The organism is Patescibacteria group bacterium, from assembly GCA_040753135.1.
Lineage (GTDB): Bacteria > Patescibacteriota > Minisyncoccia > UBA6257 > Brennerbacteraceae > JBFMGR01.
Map to the genome: position 1 here is coordinate 26571 of JBFMGR010000005.1, position 17008 is coordinate 43578.

The window sequence follows — 17008 nt, forward strand, 5'->3', positions numbered from 1 at the left end:
TCGCGGCCGCGAACTTTTTGTTAACATTGTCAAGAAGCCTCAAAAACCCTGAAAACAGAAAACAAAAGTAAAAGCATTAGAAGCAGACTGCCAGCTGTTGGTTCCAAGCAAAATCAGGAGATCGGTTATCGGGTTGGTTTTACTTACTTTATTACTTACCACTTTTTATTTAAACCCTTTCAGTGTAGCTCTCAACGATTTTTTTGTAGAACCAAAAGCTTTGCCTTGGTTTGGCAGTTATTTTTTCATAATCCATTTCTAAGAGTCCAAAGCGCGGCTCTTTGCCCAAAGCCCATTCAAAGTTGTCTATTAAAGACCAGTGAAGATAACCAATGATTGGCACGCCTTGTTTCATTGCTTGGTCAAGCCCCAAAATATGGTCTTGAATAAACTTTGGTCTTTTTTCGTCTTTTTTATCAGCCAAGCCGTTTTCAGTGATTAAAATCGGTTTTTTTGCCAGCCGATAAACTTGTTCAGCCACTTTGGCAATGCCTTGGGGATAGATCTCCCAACCAAGATCAGAAAAAATTTTGTTCTTTTTCCTCGAAATTAACGGGTTAATCTTAATTAAATTGTGAAAATAATAATTAATTCCAATAAAGTCAAGCAGCTCTTTGTTTTTAAGCTCTGCTAGCACGCCCCAATCAGTATAGTTTTGAAATATCTTTACCAGCAGATTCCCTAAAGGATAAAACTTAAAACCCGGTTCGTCAAAAGAAAGATTTAACGCCAAACTGATTTGGTTCTGTTTGGTTTTTAGGATTTGATAAGCCAATTGATGAGCTTGAATCAATTTTCTCCTGATTCTTAAGGCTTTAAATAAAGCGATTTTTTTTCCTGGCGGCCAGTTGCCTTCAAGATAGCCTTTATAAAGATAAATACTCGGCTCATTAAGCGTTAGCCAGTAGCGGATTTCTTGGCCAAAATATTCTTTAATTTTTTCAATATAATCTTGCCAGTGTTTTAACGAATCTTTGTTCAGCCAACCGTCTTTTTGGGCTAGCCATTCAGGTAAAGTAAAATGCCACAAAGTAATAATCGGCTCAATCTTGTTTTTTTTCAGTTCTTCAATGATTTTTAAATAATGCCTCAAAGCTTTTTCATTCCAGATATTTTTTTCCGGATTAATTCTGGCCCATTCTAAAGACAGGCGGAAAGCGTTTTGTCTGCCTTGTTTTAAATAATCAATGTAGATCGGGTATTGGTTCCAGAAATCGCAAGCTCGGCCTGATTGCTCTTTTTTATTTTTTATTTCCCAATGCCACCAATCAGAAAATCGGTTATTGCCTTCAACTTGATAAGCTGAAGTGGCTGAACCCCAGAGAAAAGATTTAGGAAAACTCATAAAGTTACAAAAATACAAATAATTACAAATTTACGAATTATTTTTTTGGACTTAATAGCGGCCGACTGATTTTTATTTGTATATTGGCGATTATTCGCACGTTAGCAGCCTTACAGGTTTTGTTTTTTCTCCCGGATAAAACCAAACCATTCTTCTAAGATCTGGATAACGGTTTTGAACGGGGTTTCAATTAAAAAGTCAAAAATAAATGCGGTTAGGTTGATTGAGGCAACGCCCCTGGAGATCCATTTGCCCACCTCAATAATTGGGAAGAAGAAAAATTCAACTACAGCGGTGATTAAATGCTCTTTCTCCTCAACCGCGGCTAACTGATTGGCAGTTTTTCTTAGCCGGATGGCAAAAAAACTGATTAAGCTCAAAAATAAAACAAAGATAAAAGCATCAGCTAAGTTAAAATCAAATGCCTTGAAGAGCAAATTTAAAAGCCAGGCAGTAAAGCTGATATTCAAAACATAGATTGAGCCCAAAGCAATCCTCATTGGCCAAGACCTTTGCCTTTTGTTTTTAACAATATCTAAAGCAGGCATTTCTTGATGATAGCGAATCATCCGTTCAAACTCAGAAACAATTCTGATAAAGTTCTGCTCTTCGCCAGGCATTTTAATAATTAGAGAAGAGATGATTAGTAGTAATGGCGGAATGATTGTGTTGATGCCTAAAACTAAGTAATTAACCGTCTCGGTCAAAATCTGATAAGGCACTTCAAGAGCAAACAAAAACAGCATTTTGGTCAGGATAATAAAAACTACGGCCCGGATCGCTGAAGTTTGGAGCTTTTGCCGGCTTTTTTGATAATGGGTCTCATAGATTGTTCTTAGTTTTCCCTCAAGCAGTTCCGGATCATTAAGGACCGCCGAAGCATTTTCTTTTTCTTGGTTAATCAAGTCTTGAAGCATAAAGACAAACAAACTTCTCCGTTTCATAATTCGGTCTAGCTCCTGCCTTAAAGGATATTTAAGCGCGGTTTCCAGCTCTTGTTTTATTTTTGGCAGTTGCTGGCTGATTTCGGCGATGGCTTGGTTAGGCGGATTTTCAAACCAATCCGAGTATTTAAGACGGAAGATTTCATACTGCTCCATTTGAGTATCAGCTTTGAAAAAATTTCGGAAGATTCCCAGATAAAGCTGTTGGTCAAACTCTTGGCCAAGTGTTTCCGGAGAAGCCAAGGTGGCTTGTTTGGCTGTTTGCCAGAAATAATTGATAAATAGGCGGTCGGTTTGGCTTTTGGGAAAAAGATCAACTATCTCTAAAGCGGCAAAGCCCAAGAACCATTCCTCCAGCTTGTTCAGTTGTTTTTCCGCCAGATTTTGGCTGGTTTCAAACAATTCAAAAGCTCGGCAATATTTGTCCAGAATCTCATTTATCTCAAAAGCTTTGCTTTCCGGATAATAACTGTTTTCTAAATATCGGCCCCGGATTAGCTCTTCAACCACTTCCCGGCCGATTTTTTCTTTAGCTAAGATCTCAAAAAATCTGCGTTTAAGGATGCGCAAAACCGCATCTTTAAGCCAAAGATGCTCTTCTCGGTATTCTAAAGCATTGCGGATTTTTTCGTATAAGAACTCAATCCCGCTGGTTAAGTTGCTGACAGAAATAGTATTAGCAGAATATTGTTCTGGTTCTTTTCTTGAACCGATTTTTTTTAGGTCTTCCAGAAGCTGTTTTGTTTGTTCAGAAAGCGGCTGCATATGGTTTTATTTTACCACGCTGACGAGTTTTATTCGCTGTTAGAATCTTTGCTCGTTTCTTGCTCTTGCTCTGGTTTTATTGGTTGGTCAGCTTCAGATTGTTCTTGGTAATCCGGTTCTTGTTCGTAAATTTCTGGCTGGCCCTGGTCAATTATTTCTTCTGGTTTAGCGCTTGAGCGAACCTCGATTCGCCAGTTAGTCAGCTTGTGGGCTAACCGAACATTTTGGCCGTTTCTGCCGATTGCTAAAGATTGCTGGTCAGCCGGGACAAAAACTCGGGCCTCTTTATTGGGCCGAATCTGGACTTCGGCGATCTTTGCCGGCGCCAAAGCATTGCTGATAAAAGTCGCCGGATCATCAGACCAGAGAATAATATCAATCTTTTCATTGCCCAGCTCATTCATAATTGTTGTCACTCGGGTTCCCTTCTGGCCAACGCAAGCGCCGATCGGGTCAATTGATTCGTTATTCGAGCTGACCGCGATTTTGGTTCTTTCACCCGGTTCCCGGGCGATTGATTTTATCTCAACAATGCCTTCAGCGATTTCCGGCACTTCGCTGGCAAAAAGTTTAGCCAGGAATTTTGGATGGGATCGGGAAAGCAGGATTGAAAGCCCGCGGCTGCCTTGTTCAACTGACAGAACATAAAATTTTAATCTTTCGCCAGGCCGGTATCTTTCCCCGGGGATAGTTTCATCGCTGAACATTACCCCAACGTTTTTGCCCAAATCAACAAAAACATTGCCTTTATCAATTCTTTGGATAATCCCGCTGACAATTTCATTTTCTTTAGTTTTGTAAAAATCAAACAAGGTTTCTTTTTCTGCTTCGTGGAGTTTTTGCAGAATTACTTGTTTGGCCGTCTGGGCGGCAATTCGGCCGAACTCTAACTTTGCCTCTAAGGGGAACTCAAGCTCTTCGCCGGTGAAAATCTCCGGTTTAATTTCTCGGGCCTGGTCAAGCAGAATGTGCCGGTCTTCATTAAACCGAATCTTTTTTTCATCTTCTTTTGGCTCTTCATCTTCTTCTAAAAGCATTGATGGGTCAACCACCTGCTTGATTTGAAAAAACTCAACCAGGCCGGTTTTCGGGTTAAAATCAGCTTTGATAATCTCGCTTTTATTCCGGTATTCTTTTTTATAAGCATGAGCCAAAGCGGTTTCAATGATTTCTTTGACTCTTGCTTCCGGAATCTCTCTTTCTTCAGCAATTTGCTGGATCGATTGGATAATGGTTTTTAAATCAAACATACTCCTGATAATTTGCTAATTCCCACTAATTTACTAATGGCTGCGAATTTACTAATAATATCAATGGGATATTATTAGTATCTATTCGTACAAATTAGTATATTAGCAGGATTGTTAATTAAAATTTCCGCCAGATTGGCGGAAAGGACTTAAGTAAATATAACATTAATCATCAAATTGTCAAACCTTGATTTTTTAAGCTTTTATCCTAATTTAGTTTAGCGAAAGAAATTTCCAATCGCCATAACAATTCCTTTGGCTAAAAGGACAATGACAAAGCCTAAAACCGCATAGACAATTGTTTGCCAACCCTTGTTAAACTTAGCCGGATCCCCGGCTGCGGTAATAACAATAAAACCTCCGTAAATTACCGCTCCGGTTAACAGAGGGAAAGAGATAATCATTAAAAAAGTGATAATCGCGTCAATCACTTCGGGGATGGTGCCGTATTTAATTGGATTTTGGATTGTAATCGCAGAAGCCGGCGTAATTAAAGCAGAATAAAGAATTATGAATAACGAATAAAGAGTTAATAACTTTTTCATTTTTCTATTTATTTTATCATAATTTACTGCCCATCGTCGGTATTAATTTTAACAGTTTATTTGGTTCCAGAAAGTCGGCGGCGAACCCGGACTGGCCAAAAACCAGATAATTGTATTAACAATTGCCCAAGCAGCTAAAACAATAATAATGCCCACGACTACTTTTAAAATTCCTTTCATCGCCCCTTGGACTTTTCCCGGATCTCCGCCGGTGAAAAACATATCAAAGCCGTATTTGGCCAATAAAATCACTGCGCCCATAAAAGCCAAGCCAATAATAAAGTTAATTACTGCTTGAATCGTGGCTAGAAAAGAGCAAAAATCGCACAAGGCGTTCTCGGGTGAAACGAAACACTGAACCAGGCCGGCAGAAGCAATCTTTATCTGGCCAAGAAAAAAAACCAGGCCCAATAAAACTTTTAACTTCATAATTGTTTGTAAAGCTTGTCTAATTGATTGGCAACGCTTGAGATAATCATATCAAGCGGCTGGGTTTCTGCAAGCGATTGGGAAATCGCGCTTTTAAATATCTGGTCAATTATTATTGGGTCAGCCTGGGGCCAAGACAGGGCGGTATAAGCTTGTCGGGAAAAAATATCCATAATCGGCTGGTTTTTAAATCTGTCCAAAAGAATTCTCTTGGCTGGCGGCAGATTGACTTTTCTGGCAAAACTTTCTGCGGTTTCGTTTTGAGACAAAAAAGAGATTAACTCCCAAGCTGCTTGCTTGTATCTTGACTGTTTATTAACAGCCAAGCCGTAATAAGAAGCATAATCTTTTCTTAACTGGCTTGTTTCAGGCTGGGGCATTAAAGCGATTTTGAAGTTAAAATAAGGGGAAATTGAGCGGATAATCGGAATATCGCTAGCGTAGCCAATTGCTATTGCCGCTTTGCCTCGGGCAAATTCTTCAATTGAGTTACCCATTTTTTCGTCCCAAGAATAAACTTGATTTTTTGATTTAGCGAACTGGGTGTAAAAATTCAGAGCTTGGGCGCCGGCATTAGTTTGATGAAGCGTAATTGTAAAGTCGTTGCTGATAATGTTTGAGCCGGCTTGGAGCATTAATAAAGATAAGATGTCAGTCGCGTGGCTGACATTGGCGGCTGAGCCTAAAGCAAAGCCAGAATACAGAATGTCTCTTCGTTCATTAAATTTGGTTAATTTTGGCGCCATCTCAACCAACTCTTCCAGGGTTTTCGGCGGGAAAGGAATTGCCGCTTGGTCTAACAAATCTTGGTTGTAAAAAAGAGCCAAACTGTCAAGAAAAAGCGGAATAGCGTAAACATTGTCAGCTGAAGTGAAATCTCTGACAACCACTTGGGGATAACTCTGCTCAACTGCCGAGACAGTAAAAAGAGATTTTGGCGCCGGCTGAATTTTATTATAGTGTTTTAACAGCCAGGTGTTTTCAAAAAAGAAAATATCCGGTCCGGCGCCGGCTGCCAGAGCATTAATCAATTCCTGCTCATAAGTTTTTGGGTCCTTTGGCACATAGGTAATTTCAGCTTTGGTTTGCTGGGTAAAGGGTTTGATTAAATCAGAAAAAAGCTCTGGATTTTCAAATGTTCCCCAGATAATTAATTTAGCCGCGCCGCTTTTGCTTGGCTTTAAGCCAACAAAAATAATTAAAAGCAGAACCAGCGCTGCTCCGGCGATTCCGCCAATGATTAATAATTGCCTTCGGCTTAGATTACCCATAATTAAGCTTGTTTTTGAAAGATTAAGCCATAATGGCTTTGACTTGGTTTTAATTCTTTAACCGGAATAAAGTTGTTTGCAGTTAGGATTTTTTTTATCTCATCTGGCTGATGAAAAAAATGCCCTTGTTGGGAGATTAGTTTTTCCGGCAGCCACTCAATCGCCAAGATTTTTCCGCCTGGCTTCAAGATTCTGTTTGCTTCTTTAATGATTGTTTCTGGGTTTTCAATCTGGAACAAGAGGTTAGCCACTAAAACCCAATCGCAGGAGTTTGGTTCTAAAGTTGAGCCATTGGTTTTTTCTAAGTCAGACTTGATGGTTTCTATCTGGAAAAACTTTTCTGTTTTGGCTCTGGATTCAAGCGCGTCTAACGGATCTTCTAAAATATCAATTGCGTAGACCTTGCCATTAGGGCCAACTGCTTTAGCCAGCTCCATAGCAATAAATCCCGAACCAGCGCCAAAATCAGCAATTGTTTCAGCCGGAGAGATACCGGCTTGTTGGATAACCTGAACAAGATTAATCATTAAAATAATTATAGTTTTTAAAAACTTATTTTGCAACTTTTTAAGCAATATCTAAAAATCCTTTGAAAAAATTTTTCGCGCCTTCTCCGATTTTGTTTGAATAACCGCCTTCTAAAACAAAAAACATTGGCAGGTTTAAACTAGCTAACATCTTTCCGATTTCAAAATAGTTTTTTAAATCAAGATTTAGGTCAGCCAGGGGGTCTGCTTTGTAAGTATCAAAACCAAGAGAAACGGCAATAATCTTTGGTTTGAATTTTATGGTTAAATCAAGCGCCTTTTCTAATTTTTGTTTATAGATGTAAAAGTCCGAGCCGGGAGTTATTGGAAAGTTATAACAGTTTTTTATTGATTTTAAGCCAGTGCCAGGATAAAGCGGTGATTGATGAATTGAACAAAATAAAATATTAGGTTGATCTAGGACAATTTCTTGAGTGCCGTTGCCATGATGAGCATCTAAATCAAGAATACTGGCTTTATTCCTCTTTTGGGCTAATTTTAATGAGGCAATTGCCAGGTTGTTAAAATAACAAAATCCAGCTATTGAGTTTTTGCCTGCATGATGGCCGGGCGGCCGGGCTAAGGAAAAAGCTGGTTCGCCCCTCAGGGCAATTTCTGAAGCTGTAATTGCGCTTCCTGCTGATAAGACAGCATAGGGATAAATATTTTCAAGATTTGGCGTGTCTGGGTCAAAAAATCGGTTATTTTTAACTGTTTGAATCTGGGCTTTTGTGTGAGCAATTAATAAATCTTTTTCAGAAGCTGGTTTTGGTTCAATGAACTTGATTTTTGGCAGGTTTTTTAGTGCTTGATAAATAACCAGAATTCTTTCAGCAGACTCTGGACGATCTGGGTCGGAAAGCTCTGTAAATTTTTTAGAGTAAACGATTTTCATAGATTTTCGATAATTTTAAGCCCGTGAAACATGTTTCACAGGCTTTTGTTTCACGTGAAACATTTTATAACTTAAAATCTTTGGGAAATAGATGTTTCACGTGAAACATTTTCGCGTGAAACATGTTTCACAAGCATAATTAACACTATTTTTAAGTCTTTGTGAAACATTTTATCCAAATTGTTTCACAAGATTAGGATGTTTCACGTGAAACATTTTTCTGTGAAACATGTTTCACAAGCTTAACCGAATGGTTTTGTGAAACATCTTGTCAAAATGTTTCACAAAAGTGAGTATAATATTTATGCTTTAGAATCTCTGTATTTAACTATCCATTCATTTAAACTTATACCCGGGCATTCAGTCACTGAACCAATTACTTCATTATGGCCAAGAATATTGTTTTTAGGAATCTGGTATTTTGAAGCTAAAAAATCCAAGATTTTAGCTAAGGCTTCTAATTGTTCTGAATTCGGGTCTTCATAATTAAAATCCCCGGCCAAGCAGACGCCCAAGCTTTTTAGATTCATCTGGCTGGCTTTAGTATGAGTGCCGGCAGTGGACTCATTCCTGCCCTTGCGCAGTTTGCCATTAGCTTCAATAAAATAATGATAAGCAATATTGCCCATGCCCTGTTTTAAATGGAATTTTTTTATTTTTTCAAAACTGGTTTCAGCTTTGGGCGTAGCGCTCTGGTGGACAATCAGGTATTTAACATTTTCTCTTGGCAGTTTCATCTTAGCTAAATTATAACAAATCTTGTTGGCATTAAGATTAAGAAACGATTATAATTGGCTATATGAGTTTTTACGATAAAATTGCTAAAAAGTTTGGCGACTACCATTCTGATGCCAGGTATGTTTCAGATTATCCGAACAAAGATCCGGAAAAAGTTTTTAAAGAAAAGTTGTTAGAGTTAAGCAATAAAAATGCGGTTGCCCTAGATCTGGGCTGCGCTGATGGGCGTTTTACCCTTTCAGTTGCGCCTTATTTTCAGAAGATTGTTGCCATAGATTTATCTCGGGGTATGTTAAAGGCAGCAAAAAAATTCCAAAATCAAAAAAAATAAAAAATGTTAGTTTTGAGAAACAAAACGCTTTCAGGACGATCTATCCAGATAATAGTTTTGACTTGGCTTATAGCCGCCGCGGGCCAACGCCTTTTTCTGAACTTCAAAGATTATTAAAACCAGATGGTTATTTTTTGACTATAAACATTGGCGAGAAAGATGCCCAAGCGATTAAAAAAATTTTTGGCCGGGGCCAGAATTTTGGCCAGGAAAAAATTTCTAGGTTAAGAGAAGATAGAGAAGCATTAAACCGAATTGGTTTTGAGATCGTTTTTGGCCAGGAGTATTTTCACGATGAGTATTACCTAAGCTATGAAGATCTTGATTTATTTTTGCAAGGAGTGCCGATATTTGAAGATTTCGATTCGGAAAAAGACAAGAAATTCTTAAAAACCTACGCAGAAAAATACAAAACAGACAAAGGGATTAAGCTTTCTCGGCATCGGATAGTGATTGTGGCAAAAAAGATTTAGATTTAAGTTTTAGACAAAAATCTATCTGGTTGGGCGGGGTTGGGCCAAAAGCGGCAACTCTAAATTACTAATAAAACCCTACTAATTTACGAATTATTGCTAATATCTGCCAATAGCTTCAGATTATAGATTTTAGAAAAACCTTATTCATAATTCATTATTATAATTTTTGGGGTTGATTTCCCCTTTTTTTAGTTTTATAATAATCAAGGTTTTGATTATTAATTAATTTTTAAGTTTTTCTGACCCTGCCCCAGTTTCGGTTTTGCCAGCCAGATTAATTCTTTTTCGTGATTCTTTATCTTCCAATTTTTAAAACTGTTTTATTCGGCTTGGAAAAGCTTAGTTAAACTTTTTAATCCGGCAAGGTTAGAAAACTGGCAAATTTATGTCGATTAATTTTTTTATTGCCGGCGTTTTCGGTTTAGCTTTAGGCGGAACCGCCGGCTTTTTTTTGAGAAAATATTTAGTCCAGAAAAAATTAGCTAATCTGGAAAAAGTTGTCCGGGAGAGAATTTCTAAAGCCGAGGAGCAAGCCAAACAGATCTTGCTAGAGGCAAAGAACAAAGCTATCAGTTTGATGGCCGAGACCGAGGAGGAGATAAAAAACGAGAAAAAGCAATTAAGAAAAACCCAGGAACGTTTGCTTTCAAAAGAGGCTTTTTTAGATGAGCGGACAAAAAAATTAGACGCCAAAGAAGAAAAGCTTTTGTCCCAGGTTGAGAAGGTGAAGTCTTTAAAACAAGATTTAGAAGCCCATCAAGAAAAGCAAATTAAAGAATTGGAACAGATTGCCGGCTTGAGCAAAGAGCAAGCCAAGCAGAACTTAATTGAACAGGTTGAGCGGGCTTATCAAGCCGATCTTTTCAACACGATAAAAAAACTCGAACAAGAGCGGTCTGAAGAACTGGAGAAAAAAGCTAATGAATTAGTTAACACTGTTGTCCAACGTTATTCCCGATCCCATATTGGCGAGGTTTCCACTTCAATAGTTTCTTTACCCAATGAAGACGTTAAAGGAAAAATTATTGGCAAGGAGGGTCGGAATATTCGCCATTTTGAAAAATTAACCGGGGTTGAGTTGGTAATTGATGATACGCCGGACTCAATTATGCTTTCTTGTTTTGATCCGGTCAGGCGCGAGATTGCCAAGATTGCTTTGGAAGATTTAATTCAGGACGGCCGGATTCAGCCAGCCAGAATTGAAGAAAAGATTGAATCAGCCAAGAAAAAAGTCAACCAGAAAATCAAAGAAGCGGGCGAGCAAGCAGTTTATGAGCTGGGAATTATTGATTTCCCTCCGGAGATTGTCCATCTTTTGGGCCGGCTTCATTTCCGAACCAGTTATGGTCAAAATGCTTTGGTTCATTCGATTGAGGTGGCTCATCTCTGCCAGATGTTAGCTGAAGAACTTGGGCTTAATTCTGAAATAGCCAAAAAAGCCGGGCTTTTGCATGATATTGGTAAAGCAGTTGACCATGAAATTGAGGGCAATCATTTGGAGCTGGGGATTAAGATTTTGCGGAAATATAAACTTGACGAGCAGATAATTTTAGCGATGCGATCTCACCATGAAGATTATCCAGTAGCGATTCCTGAGGCCTATGTGGTTAACACTGGAGATGCCATCTCTGCGGCCCGACCTGGCGCCAGAAAAGAGTCTTTAGAGAGCTATGTCAAGCGCTTGGCTGATCTGGAGAAAATCGCTTTGGAATTTAAAGGTGTAGAAAAAGCTTATGCGATTCAGGCTGGTCGGGAATTAAGGGTTTTTGTTTCTCCGGAGGAAATTAATGATTATGACGCGGCTAAATTAGCCAGAGAAGTGGCAGAGAAAATTGAAAAAGAGTTGAGATATCCCGGAGAGATTAAAGTGGCCGTGTTTCGTGAAACCAGGGCAATTGAGTATGCCCGGTAGTAGAAATTCATCGCTACATTGCCACATCAGCTTTATCAGCTTAGTTTGAATAATGAATCATGAATCATGAATCATGAATTATGAATTATAAAATGGGAACTATGAATTATGAATAATGATACTTTATCAACGAATAACAGGGTTTCACTGCTTCATTGTCTCATTGTTTCATTGCTATGTCCTCCTGCCAATTTACTAATCTGTACTAATAATACTAATAAGATTGATTGGTGATTATTAGCAATAATTCATAAATTAGTAGGGTTCTGCGCCGGGTGGGCCCCGTTAGAGATTTGCGTCGGTTAATTCTTCATTCAATCATACCAAGACCATAGTCGGCTTCGCCCCGTCAAACGCGGCTTCGCCTTGGTTGAAAACTTATTCCGTCTGATTATCGCTGAATCTCTAACGGGGTGGACAACTTTTTAATTTCGCTTTATAATTTAGACAGCTTTATTATTTTTTGGGCTTGGTCGTCTTAATTAAATTTTTTTAAAAACATGAACAAAAAAGAACTGGCCGACAAGGTTGCGGAGCAGTTTGGCTTATCCAAAAGGCAAGCCGGAGAGATCGTTGACTTTGTTTTTGGCGATCTGATCAACACGGTCAGGTCTGGCAACGAAGCCTCTCTTGCCGGATTTGGCTCTTTTTCTTTGGCTTACCGCAGAGCAAGAAAAGGAATTAACCCGCGGACCGGAGAAAGAATTAACATCTCGGCAACCAGAGTGCCGAAGTTCAGGCCAGCCAAGGCCTTTAAAGAAGCGGTTAAATAAAACAGCTGGGGCTGGAAATTAAAAAGCGCTTAGTTTAAGCGCTTTTTAATTTTCCCGGTAGTAGATTCATTGCTTCATTGTCTCATTGTTACATTGCTATGTCCTCTTACCAATGTACTAATCAGTACTAATTATACTAATAAGATTGAACGGAGTTATTCGGTCAGCTCGAGATCAATCTTTTTTTCTTTTTTGTTTATCTGGCTGATTTTAAATTGATAAGTTTTTTCCGGCTTAAGCTCTTTTTCTGTTTCGCAGATTCCGTAGATATATTCATCTAAAGAAACCAAAACACCTTGCTGGATTGACTTAACCACCCTGCCCGGATAAGTTTCTCCTTTTAAATATTTTTTTTCAATTGATTCCCAGGGGTCCGGCTTAAGGGATTTTAGAGAAAGAAAAACCCGGTCATCGGCAATATTGATAATCTCGGCTTTGGTTTTGTCGCCGATCTGAAAATATTCAGCCGGATCTTCAACTAATTTGTGGTCAATTTCAGAGATGTGAATCAAGCCCTCCAGGGTCGGTTCGCCGAACTTAATAAAAGCGCCGAACGGAGCCAAGCCGGTGATCTCGCCTTCAACAATATCATTGATTTTGTATCGTGAAATTAAGTTCTGGAGCCTCTCTTGCTCCGCTTCTTTTTCGGAAAAAATTAATTTTCCTTCTTCCGGGCTAAAATCCAAAACCCTGACTTTTAATTCTTTGCCAACAAAAGACTTAAGCTCTTCTAAAATTTTTGCTTTATCCCCGCCCTCAACTCTTGGATAATGTTCAATAGAAAGTTGTGATACCGGCAAAAATCCCTCAACCTCTTCATACTGCATTAACAGCCCGCCTTGATTGGCTCCCGAAACCGGCAAAACCAGATCTTCTTTGCTGTTTTTGGCTGATTGGACTTTTTTCCAGCCGGCTTCTTTATCCGCTTGATTAAGCGAGAGTTCCCAAAATCCGTTTTCATCAACTAAACCGATGATTTTAGCGGCAACCTTATCTCCGGGATTGAGATTTTTGATTTTGTCTTGCGAGGACAAGAATTCCCGGCCTAAGATTATGCCGGTGCCTAACTCGCCCAAATCAACAAAAGCCATTCGCCGCTCTTTTTTCAAGAGTTCTCCCTCAACGATATCGTTGATACCCGGGACAACTTGTTTTTTAATTGTTTCTAAAACTTGTTGCATCTTGGTTAGAGTTATAATATAAAATAAAACAGTTAGAAAATCAATGATTAGTTCAGAACAAAAGATTCTTGAGTCTTTAAATCTCCAGCAAAGAGCCGCGGTTTTAAACCTGTCCGGCCCGATGATGATTATCGCCGGGCCCGGTTCGGGAAAAACCAAAACCCTGACTCATCGGATTGCTTATTTGATTAGTCGGGGCGTTAAGCCGGAAAAAATTCTTGGTTTGACTTTTACTAACAAGGCCGCTCTGGAAATGAAAAAAAGAGTTTTTAATCTTTTAGATTTGTCCCAAGACAAACAGGTCCGGCCGCCTTTTTTAGGGACCTTTCATAAATTAGGGGTTGAGATATTAAGAAAACAAGCCCGGCTTTTGGGTTTTAGTTCGGGATTTTCTATTTACGACCAAACTGACAGCTTGCTGATAATGAAACAGGTTTTAAAAAACCTCGGTTTTAATGATTCGCCGGCCAAGATCTTGGCTAGAGTTTCTTTTTTGAAAAATCGGGGCGATTTCTTAGACCCGGAAGAAACAGAAAACATTCCGGAAAAGATAAAGCTTTGTTTTGAAGAATATGAAAAACTCTTAAAGCAGAGAAACGCTTTTGATTTTGACAACTTGGTTTTGAAAGTGGTTGAGCTGTTTAAAAACCAGCCTCAAATTTTAAGCAAATATCAAAGCAAATGGGACCAGATTCTGGTTGATGAATACCAAGACACGAATAAGCCCCAATATCTTTTAATTAAACTGCTTGCCCAGAAGCACCAGAATCTTTGTGTGATTGGCGACGATTGGCAATCGGTTTACTCGTTCCGAGCCGCTGATTTTCGCAATGTTCTGCGGTTTGAGAAAGATTGGCCCAAGGCAAAGGTCTTTTTTCTTGAACAAAACTATCGTTCAACCAAAACCATTGTTTCTGCCAGCCAAGAGCTAATCTCCAAGAATGTTTTTCGGACCGAAAAAAGGCTCTTTACTGAAAACCAAGACGGCGAGCTGATTTTTTTGGCTAAGTTTGCTGATGAGTTGGAAGAAGCCCTTTGGGTTAAGGAAAAAGTGCTGGAAAAATTAAACCAGGGTTGTTCGTTGGCCGAGATGGCGATTTTATTCCGGACCAATGTTCAGTCGCGCATCTTTGAAGAGGTGTTTTTGCAGCAAGGCCTGCCCTACCAGTTAATTGGTGCGTTTAAGTTTTACAAGAGAAAAGAAATTCAAGACTTAATTTCCTATTTGCAAGCAATCCTTAATCCCAAAGATTTTGTTGCTTTGGAACGGATTATTAATGTTCCCAAAAGAGGCATTGGCAAAGTCAGCTTGGCTAAGCTGCGCCAAGCCGGTTTTGACCCCAAAAGTTTAAACCACTCGGAAATAAATAATTTTTTCAGTCTTTTAAATCAGCTTCGCCAATCAGCTAAAAAACAGCCTCCATCTGCAGTTTTAAAAACATTGCTGAAAAAAATCGGCTATGAAAATTATATTTTGAACCTGGACAATTCAGAAGAGCGCTGGGAAAATGTTTTGGAGTTTATAAATGCGGCGAAAAACTTTGATTTGGAAACTCCGCCAAAAGGCCTGGAAATGTTTTTAGAAAACATTCGGCTTTTGCAAGAAGCTGACAGCTATGAAGCCGAAGCGGAAAAAATCACTTTAATGACTCTGCATTCTGCTAAGGGCTTAGAGTTTTCTCTGGTTTTTATTGTTGGTTTGGAGCAAGGGTTGTTGCCGCATGAACGGTCTTTGTATAACCAGGAAGATTTGGAAGAAGAGCGCCGGCTCTTTTATGTTGGCATGACCAGATCTAAAAAAGAACTTTATTTAAGCTGGGCAAAAATCAGATTTGTCCGGGGCGATTATCAAAACAACCAACCCTCCCAATTCTTGGAAGATCTGCCGGGAGATCAGATTAATTATGTTGACCAAACCGGATTAGAGGCAAACAATGGTTTTGATGAATTGATTTATCTGGACTGACAATGAAAACAAGAAAATCTTTAGGCCAGCATTTTTTAAAAAACAAGCGGATCTTGAGAAAAATTGTTTTTGCAGGAGATTTCCGCTCCGGCGAGACGGTGATAGAGATCGGCTCTGGTTCGGGCAGCTTGACTCAAGAGCTTTTGAAAGCCCGAGTCAAAATAATCGCGGTTGAAAAAGACGCCAACCTTTGTTATCTGCTTGAACAAAAATTTGCTGACCAAGAAAACTTTCAGCTTATTTGCGGCGATGTTTTAAAGTTTGAGCCGGAAAAATATGTTAAAGCCAATCAATACAAAATCATCGGCAATATCCCTTATTATTTAACTGGGAAAATTTTAGAGCTGGTTTTGGAAAAATGGCCCAGGCCGGAAAAAATTGTTTTGACCGTTCAGAAACAGGTTGGGGAAAAATTAACTGCCCGGCCGTCCAAGCTGTCTGTTTTAGGAACAATTAACCAGTTATTGGCAGAGATAAAAATTTTATTTTCTATTTCTAGAGCCGAATTTTTTCCAAAACCCAAAGTTGATTCTTGCTTAATTGAGATAACTCCTTATCAAAAAAATCTTTTCCGCCAGCATCCGGAATTAAAGCAGTTTATTAAACTGGGTTTTTCCCAGCCAAGAAAATATTTAATTTCGGTTCTGGCAAACAAGTTGGGAAAAGACAAAGATTTAATCGGGCAAAAATTTCTTCAGCTGGGTTTAGAGCCAACGAGGCGGGCAGGAGAGTTAACGCCAGAAACCTGGCTTGAGCTTTTTAAGTCCTTGATTGATTAAAAGGATTTAAAAAGCTGCTTGTTTTTGTTAAAATTATTATTGTTGAAAATTAATTTCAGGGTATAATTATTTTAATGAAATCGGTTTTACTTAAGGTCTTGAAAGCAAGCGCTTTGATTTTAGCAGCGGCTTTATTTTTATCTTTGCTTTCTTTTTCTTCCGGCTGGAGCTTAAGCTTTGATTTAGAAAACAAAACTGGCACAGGCAAATATCAGCAAGACGGCTTGTTTACCGAGCCAGTGATTGAGCTGGACGCGGAAAAAATCTTTGGTGAAAATATGACTTTGATGCTGTCTAAAACCGTACTTAATTATTTAATGGTAAAAAATCCAGAGGGGCCGGAGACGGTTTCTACCTCTACCCTAACTGATTTAGATCGTTTGAAAATAAGAACCGCCGGCAATCTTTTAATTACTGCCCGGGCAAATCAGGAATTAAAAATCTATCAAGAAACCGATTTAAGCTTAGTGCCAGATTCACAGCAGGCAACTGATAATTATCTCTTATCTTTAAAAAAGATATTTGAAGAACATCTGATGCAGTTTGACGGAGAAGACCTGGCAACTCTTTCCTATCAGGCCGAAACTCAGAATGATACTGAAGCAAGAAAGAAATTAATCGAGTTTATTAACCAAACCCAGCTGGCCCTAGATGGCTTTGTCCAGGTGCCAGTGCCCCAATCTTGGAAAATTTATCACCTTGGCTTGTTGAATCTTTATTCAGAGATGCAGTACACCGCTTTGGGATTTTTGCTGGTTGATGATGATCCTTATCGAGCAAAGTTAGTTTATGGCAATTACGATGATTTGGCTTACCGGTTTTATGCTTTTAAAAATGATTTTGAAGTCAAACAAGCAGAGTATTTTAAGATAAGGCAATAA

The 17008-nt window shown here is 38.9% G+C and carries 17 protein-coding genes; 7 read left to right on the forward strand and 10 right to left on the reverse strand.

What is annotated here, in order from left to right:
* Positions 1-169: 169 nt before the first annotated feature.
* The 9 genes from AB1721_01915 to AB1721_01955 all read right to left on the reverse strand — a co-directional run bounded on the left by AB1721_01915 (position 170) and on the right by AB1721_01955 (position 8708).
* Positions 170-1345: a family 1 glycosylhydrolase gene (locus AB1721_01915; GenBank protein MEW5805460.1), complete on the reverse strand. Its 1176-nt coding sequence runs from the start codon at positions 1343-1345 to the stop codon at positions 170-172.
* Between the two features lie 110 nt (positions 1346-1455).
* Positions 1456-3054: a hypothetical protein gene (locus AB1721_01920; protein MEW5805461.1), complete on the reverse strand. Its 1599-nt coding sequence runs from the start codon at positions 3052-3054 to the stop codon at positions 1456-1458.
* 29 nt (positions 3055-3083) lie between these two features.
* Entirely contained in the window at positions 3084-4304 is a 1221-nt protein-coding gene (nusA, locus tag AB1721_01925; protein MEW5805462.1) for a transcription termination factor NusA, read from the reverse strand.
* A 218-nt stretch (positions 4305-4522) separates the two neighbouring features.
* Positions 4523-4849 (reverse strand): hypothetical protein, encoded by a 327-nt coding sequence (locus AB1721_01930; protein ID MEW5805463.1) that lies wholly within the window; start codon positions 4847-4849, stop codon positions 4523-4525.
* A 48-nt stretch (positions 4850-4897) separates the two neighbouring features.
* Positions 4898-5278 carry a hypothetical protein gene (locus AB1721_01935; protein MEW5805464.1) on the reverse strand — a complete coding sequence of 127 codons (381 nt, stop codon included), beginning with the start codon at positions 5276-5278 and terminating at the stop codon, positions 4898-4900.
* Positions 5275-6549, reverse strand: a complete 1275-nt coding sequence (locus tag AB1721_01940) for an extracellular solute-binding protein (protein ID MEW5805465.1) — start codon at positions 6547-6549, stop codon at positions 5275-5277. Before AB1721_01940 ends, AB1721_01935 begins: the two co-directional genes overlap by 4 nt.
* Positions 6550-6551: 2 nt before the next feature.
* Positions 6552-7076 carry a class I SAM-dependent methyltransferase gene (locus tag AB1721_01945; GenBank protein MEW5805466.1) on the reverse strand — a complete coding sequence of 175 codons (525 nt, stop codon included), beginning with the start codon at positions 7074-7076 and terminating at the stop codon, positions 6552-6554.
* 40 nt (positions 7077-7116) lie between these two features.
* Positions 7117-7971, reverse strand: coding sequence for a histone deacetylase (locus AB1721_01950; protein ID MEW5805467.1), 855 nt, complete (start codon positions 7969-7971; stop codon positions 7117-7119).
* A gap of 302 nt (positions 7972-8273) precedes the next feature.
* A complete protein-coding gene (locus tag AB1721_01955; GenBank protein MEW5805468.1) occupies positions 8274-8708 on the reverse strand; it encodes a peptidoglycan recognition family protein in 435 nt (144 codons plus the stop codon).
* Positions 8709-8770: 62 nt separating this feature from the next.
* Here AB1721_01955 and AB1721_01960 point away from each other — a divergent pair, with 62 nt between their 5' ends.
* The 4 genes from AB1721_01960 to AB1721_01975 all read left to right on the forward strand — a co-directional run bounded on the left by AB1721_01960 (position 8771) and on the right by AB1721_01975 (position 12201).
* Complete coding sequence (locus AB1721_01960) at positions 8771-9040, forward strand: class I SAM-dependent methyltransferase (GenBank protein MEW5805469.1); 270 nt, start codon at positions 8771-8773, stop codon at positions 9038-9040.
* 134 nt (positions 9041-9174) lie between these two features.
* On the forward strand, positions 9175-9513 hold the full coding sequence (locus AB1721_01965) for a hypothetical protein (GenBank protein MEW5805470.1): 339 nt from the start codon (positions 9175-9177) through the stop codon (positions 9511-9513).
* Positions 9514-9901: 388 nt separating this feature from the next.
* Positions 9902-11428, forward strand: a complete 1527-nt coding sequence (gene rny / locus AB1721_01970) for a ribonuclease Y (protein MEW5805471.1) — start codon at positions 9902-9904, stop codon at positions 11426-11428.
* Positions 11429-11928: 500 nt separating this feature from the next.
* On the forward strand, positions 11929-12201 hold the full coding sequence (locus tag AB1721_01975; GenBank protein ID MEW5805472.1) for an HU family DNA-binding protein: 273 nt from the start codon (positions 11929-11931) through the stop codon (positions 12199-12201).
* Between the two features lie 155 nt (positions 12202-12356).
* Here the strand turns inward: AB1721_01975 and AB1721_01980 are convergent, their stop codons facing one another.
* Positions 12357-13382 carry a S1 RNA-binding domain-containing protein gene (locus AB1721_01980; GenBank protein ID MEW5805473.1) on the reverse strand — a complete coding sequence of 342 codons (1026 nt, stop codon included), beginning with the start codon at positions 13380-13382 and terminating at the stop codon, positions 12357-12359.
* Positions 13383-13425: 43 nt separating this feature from the next.
* Here AB1721_01980 and AB1721_01985 point away from each other — a divergent pair, with 43 nt between their 5' ends.
* From AB1721_01985 to AB1721_01995, 3 genes are all read left to right on the forward strand, one after another.
* Positions 13426-15348 (forward strand): UvrD-helicase domain-containing protein, encoded by a 1923-nt coding sequence (locus AB1721_01985; GenBank protein MEW5805474.1) that lies wholly within the window; start codon positions 13426-13428, stop codon positions 15346-15348.
* 2 nt (positions 15349-15350) lie between these two features.
* A complete protein-coding gene (rsmA, locus tag AB1721_01990; GenBank protein MEW5805475.1) occupies positions 15351-16127 on the forward strand; it encodes a 16S rRNA (adenine(1518)-N(6)/adenine(1519)-N(6))-dimethyltransferase RsmA in 777 nt (258 codons plus the stop codon).
* Between the two features lie 74 nt (positions 16128-16201).
* Positions 16202-17008, forward strand: a complete 807-nt coding sequence (locus tag AB1721_01995; protein MEW5805476.1) for a hypothetical protein — start codon at positions 16202-16204, stop codon at positions 17006-17008.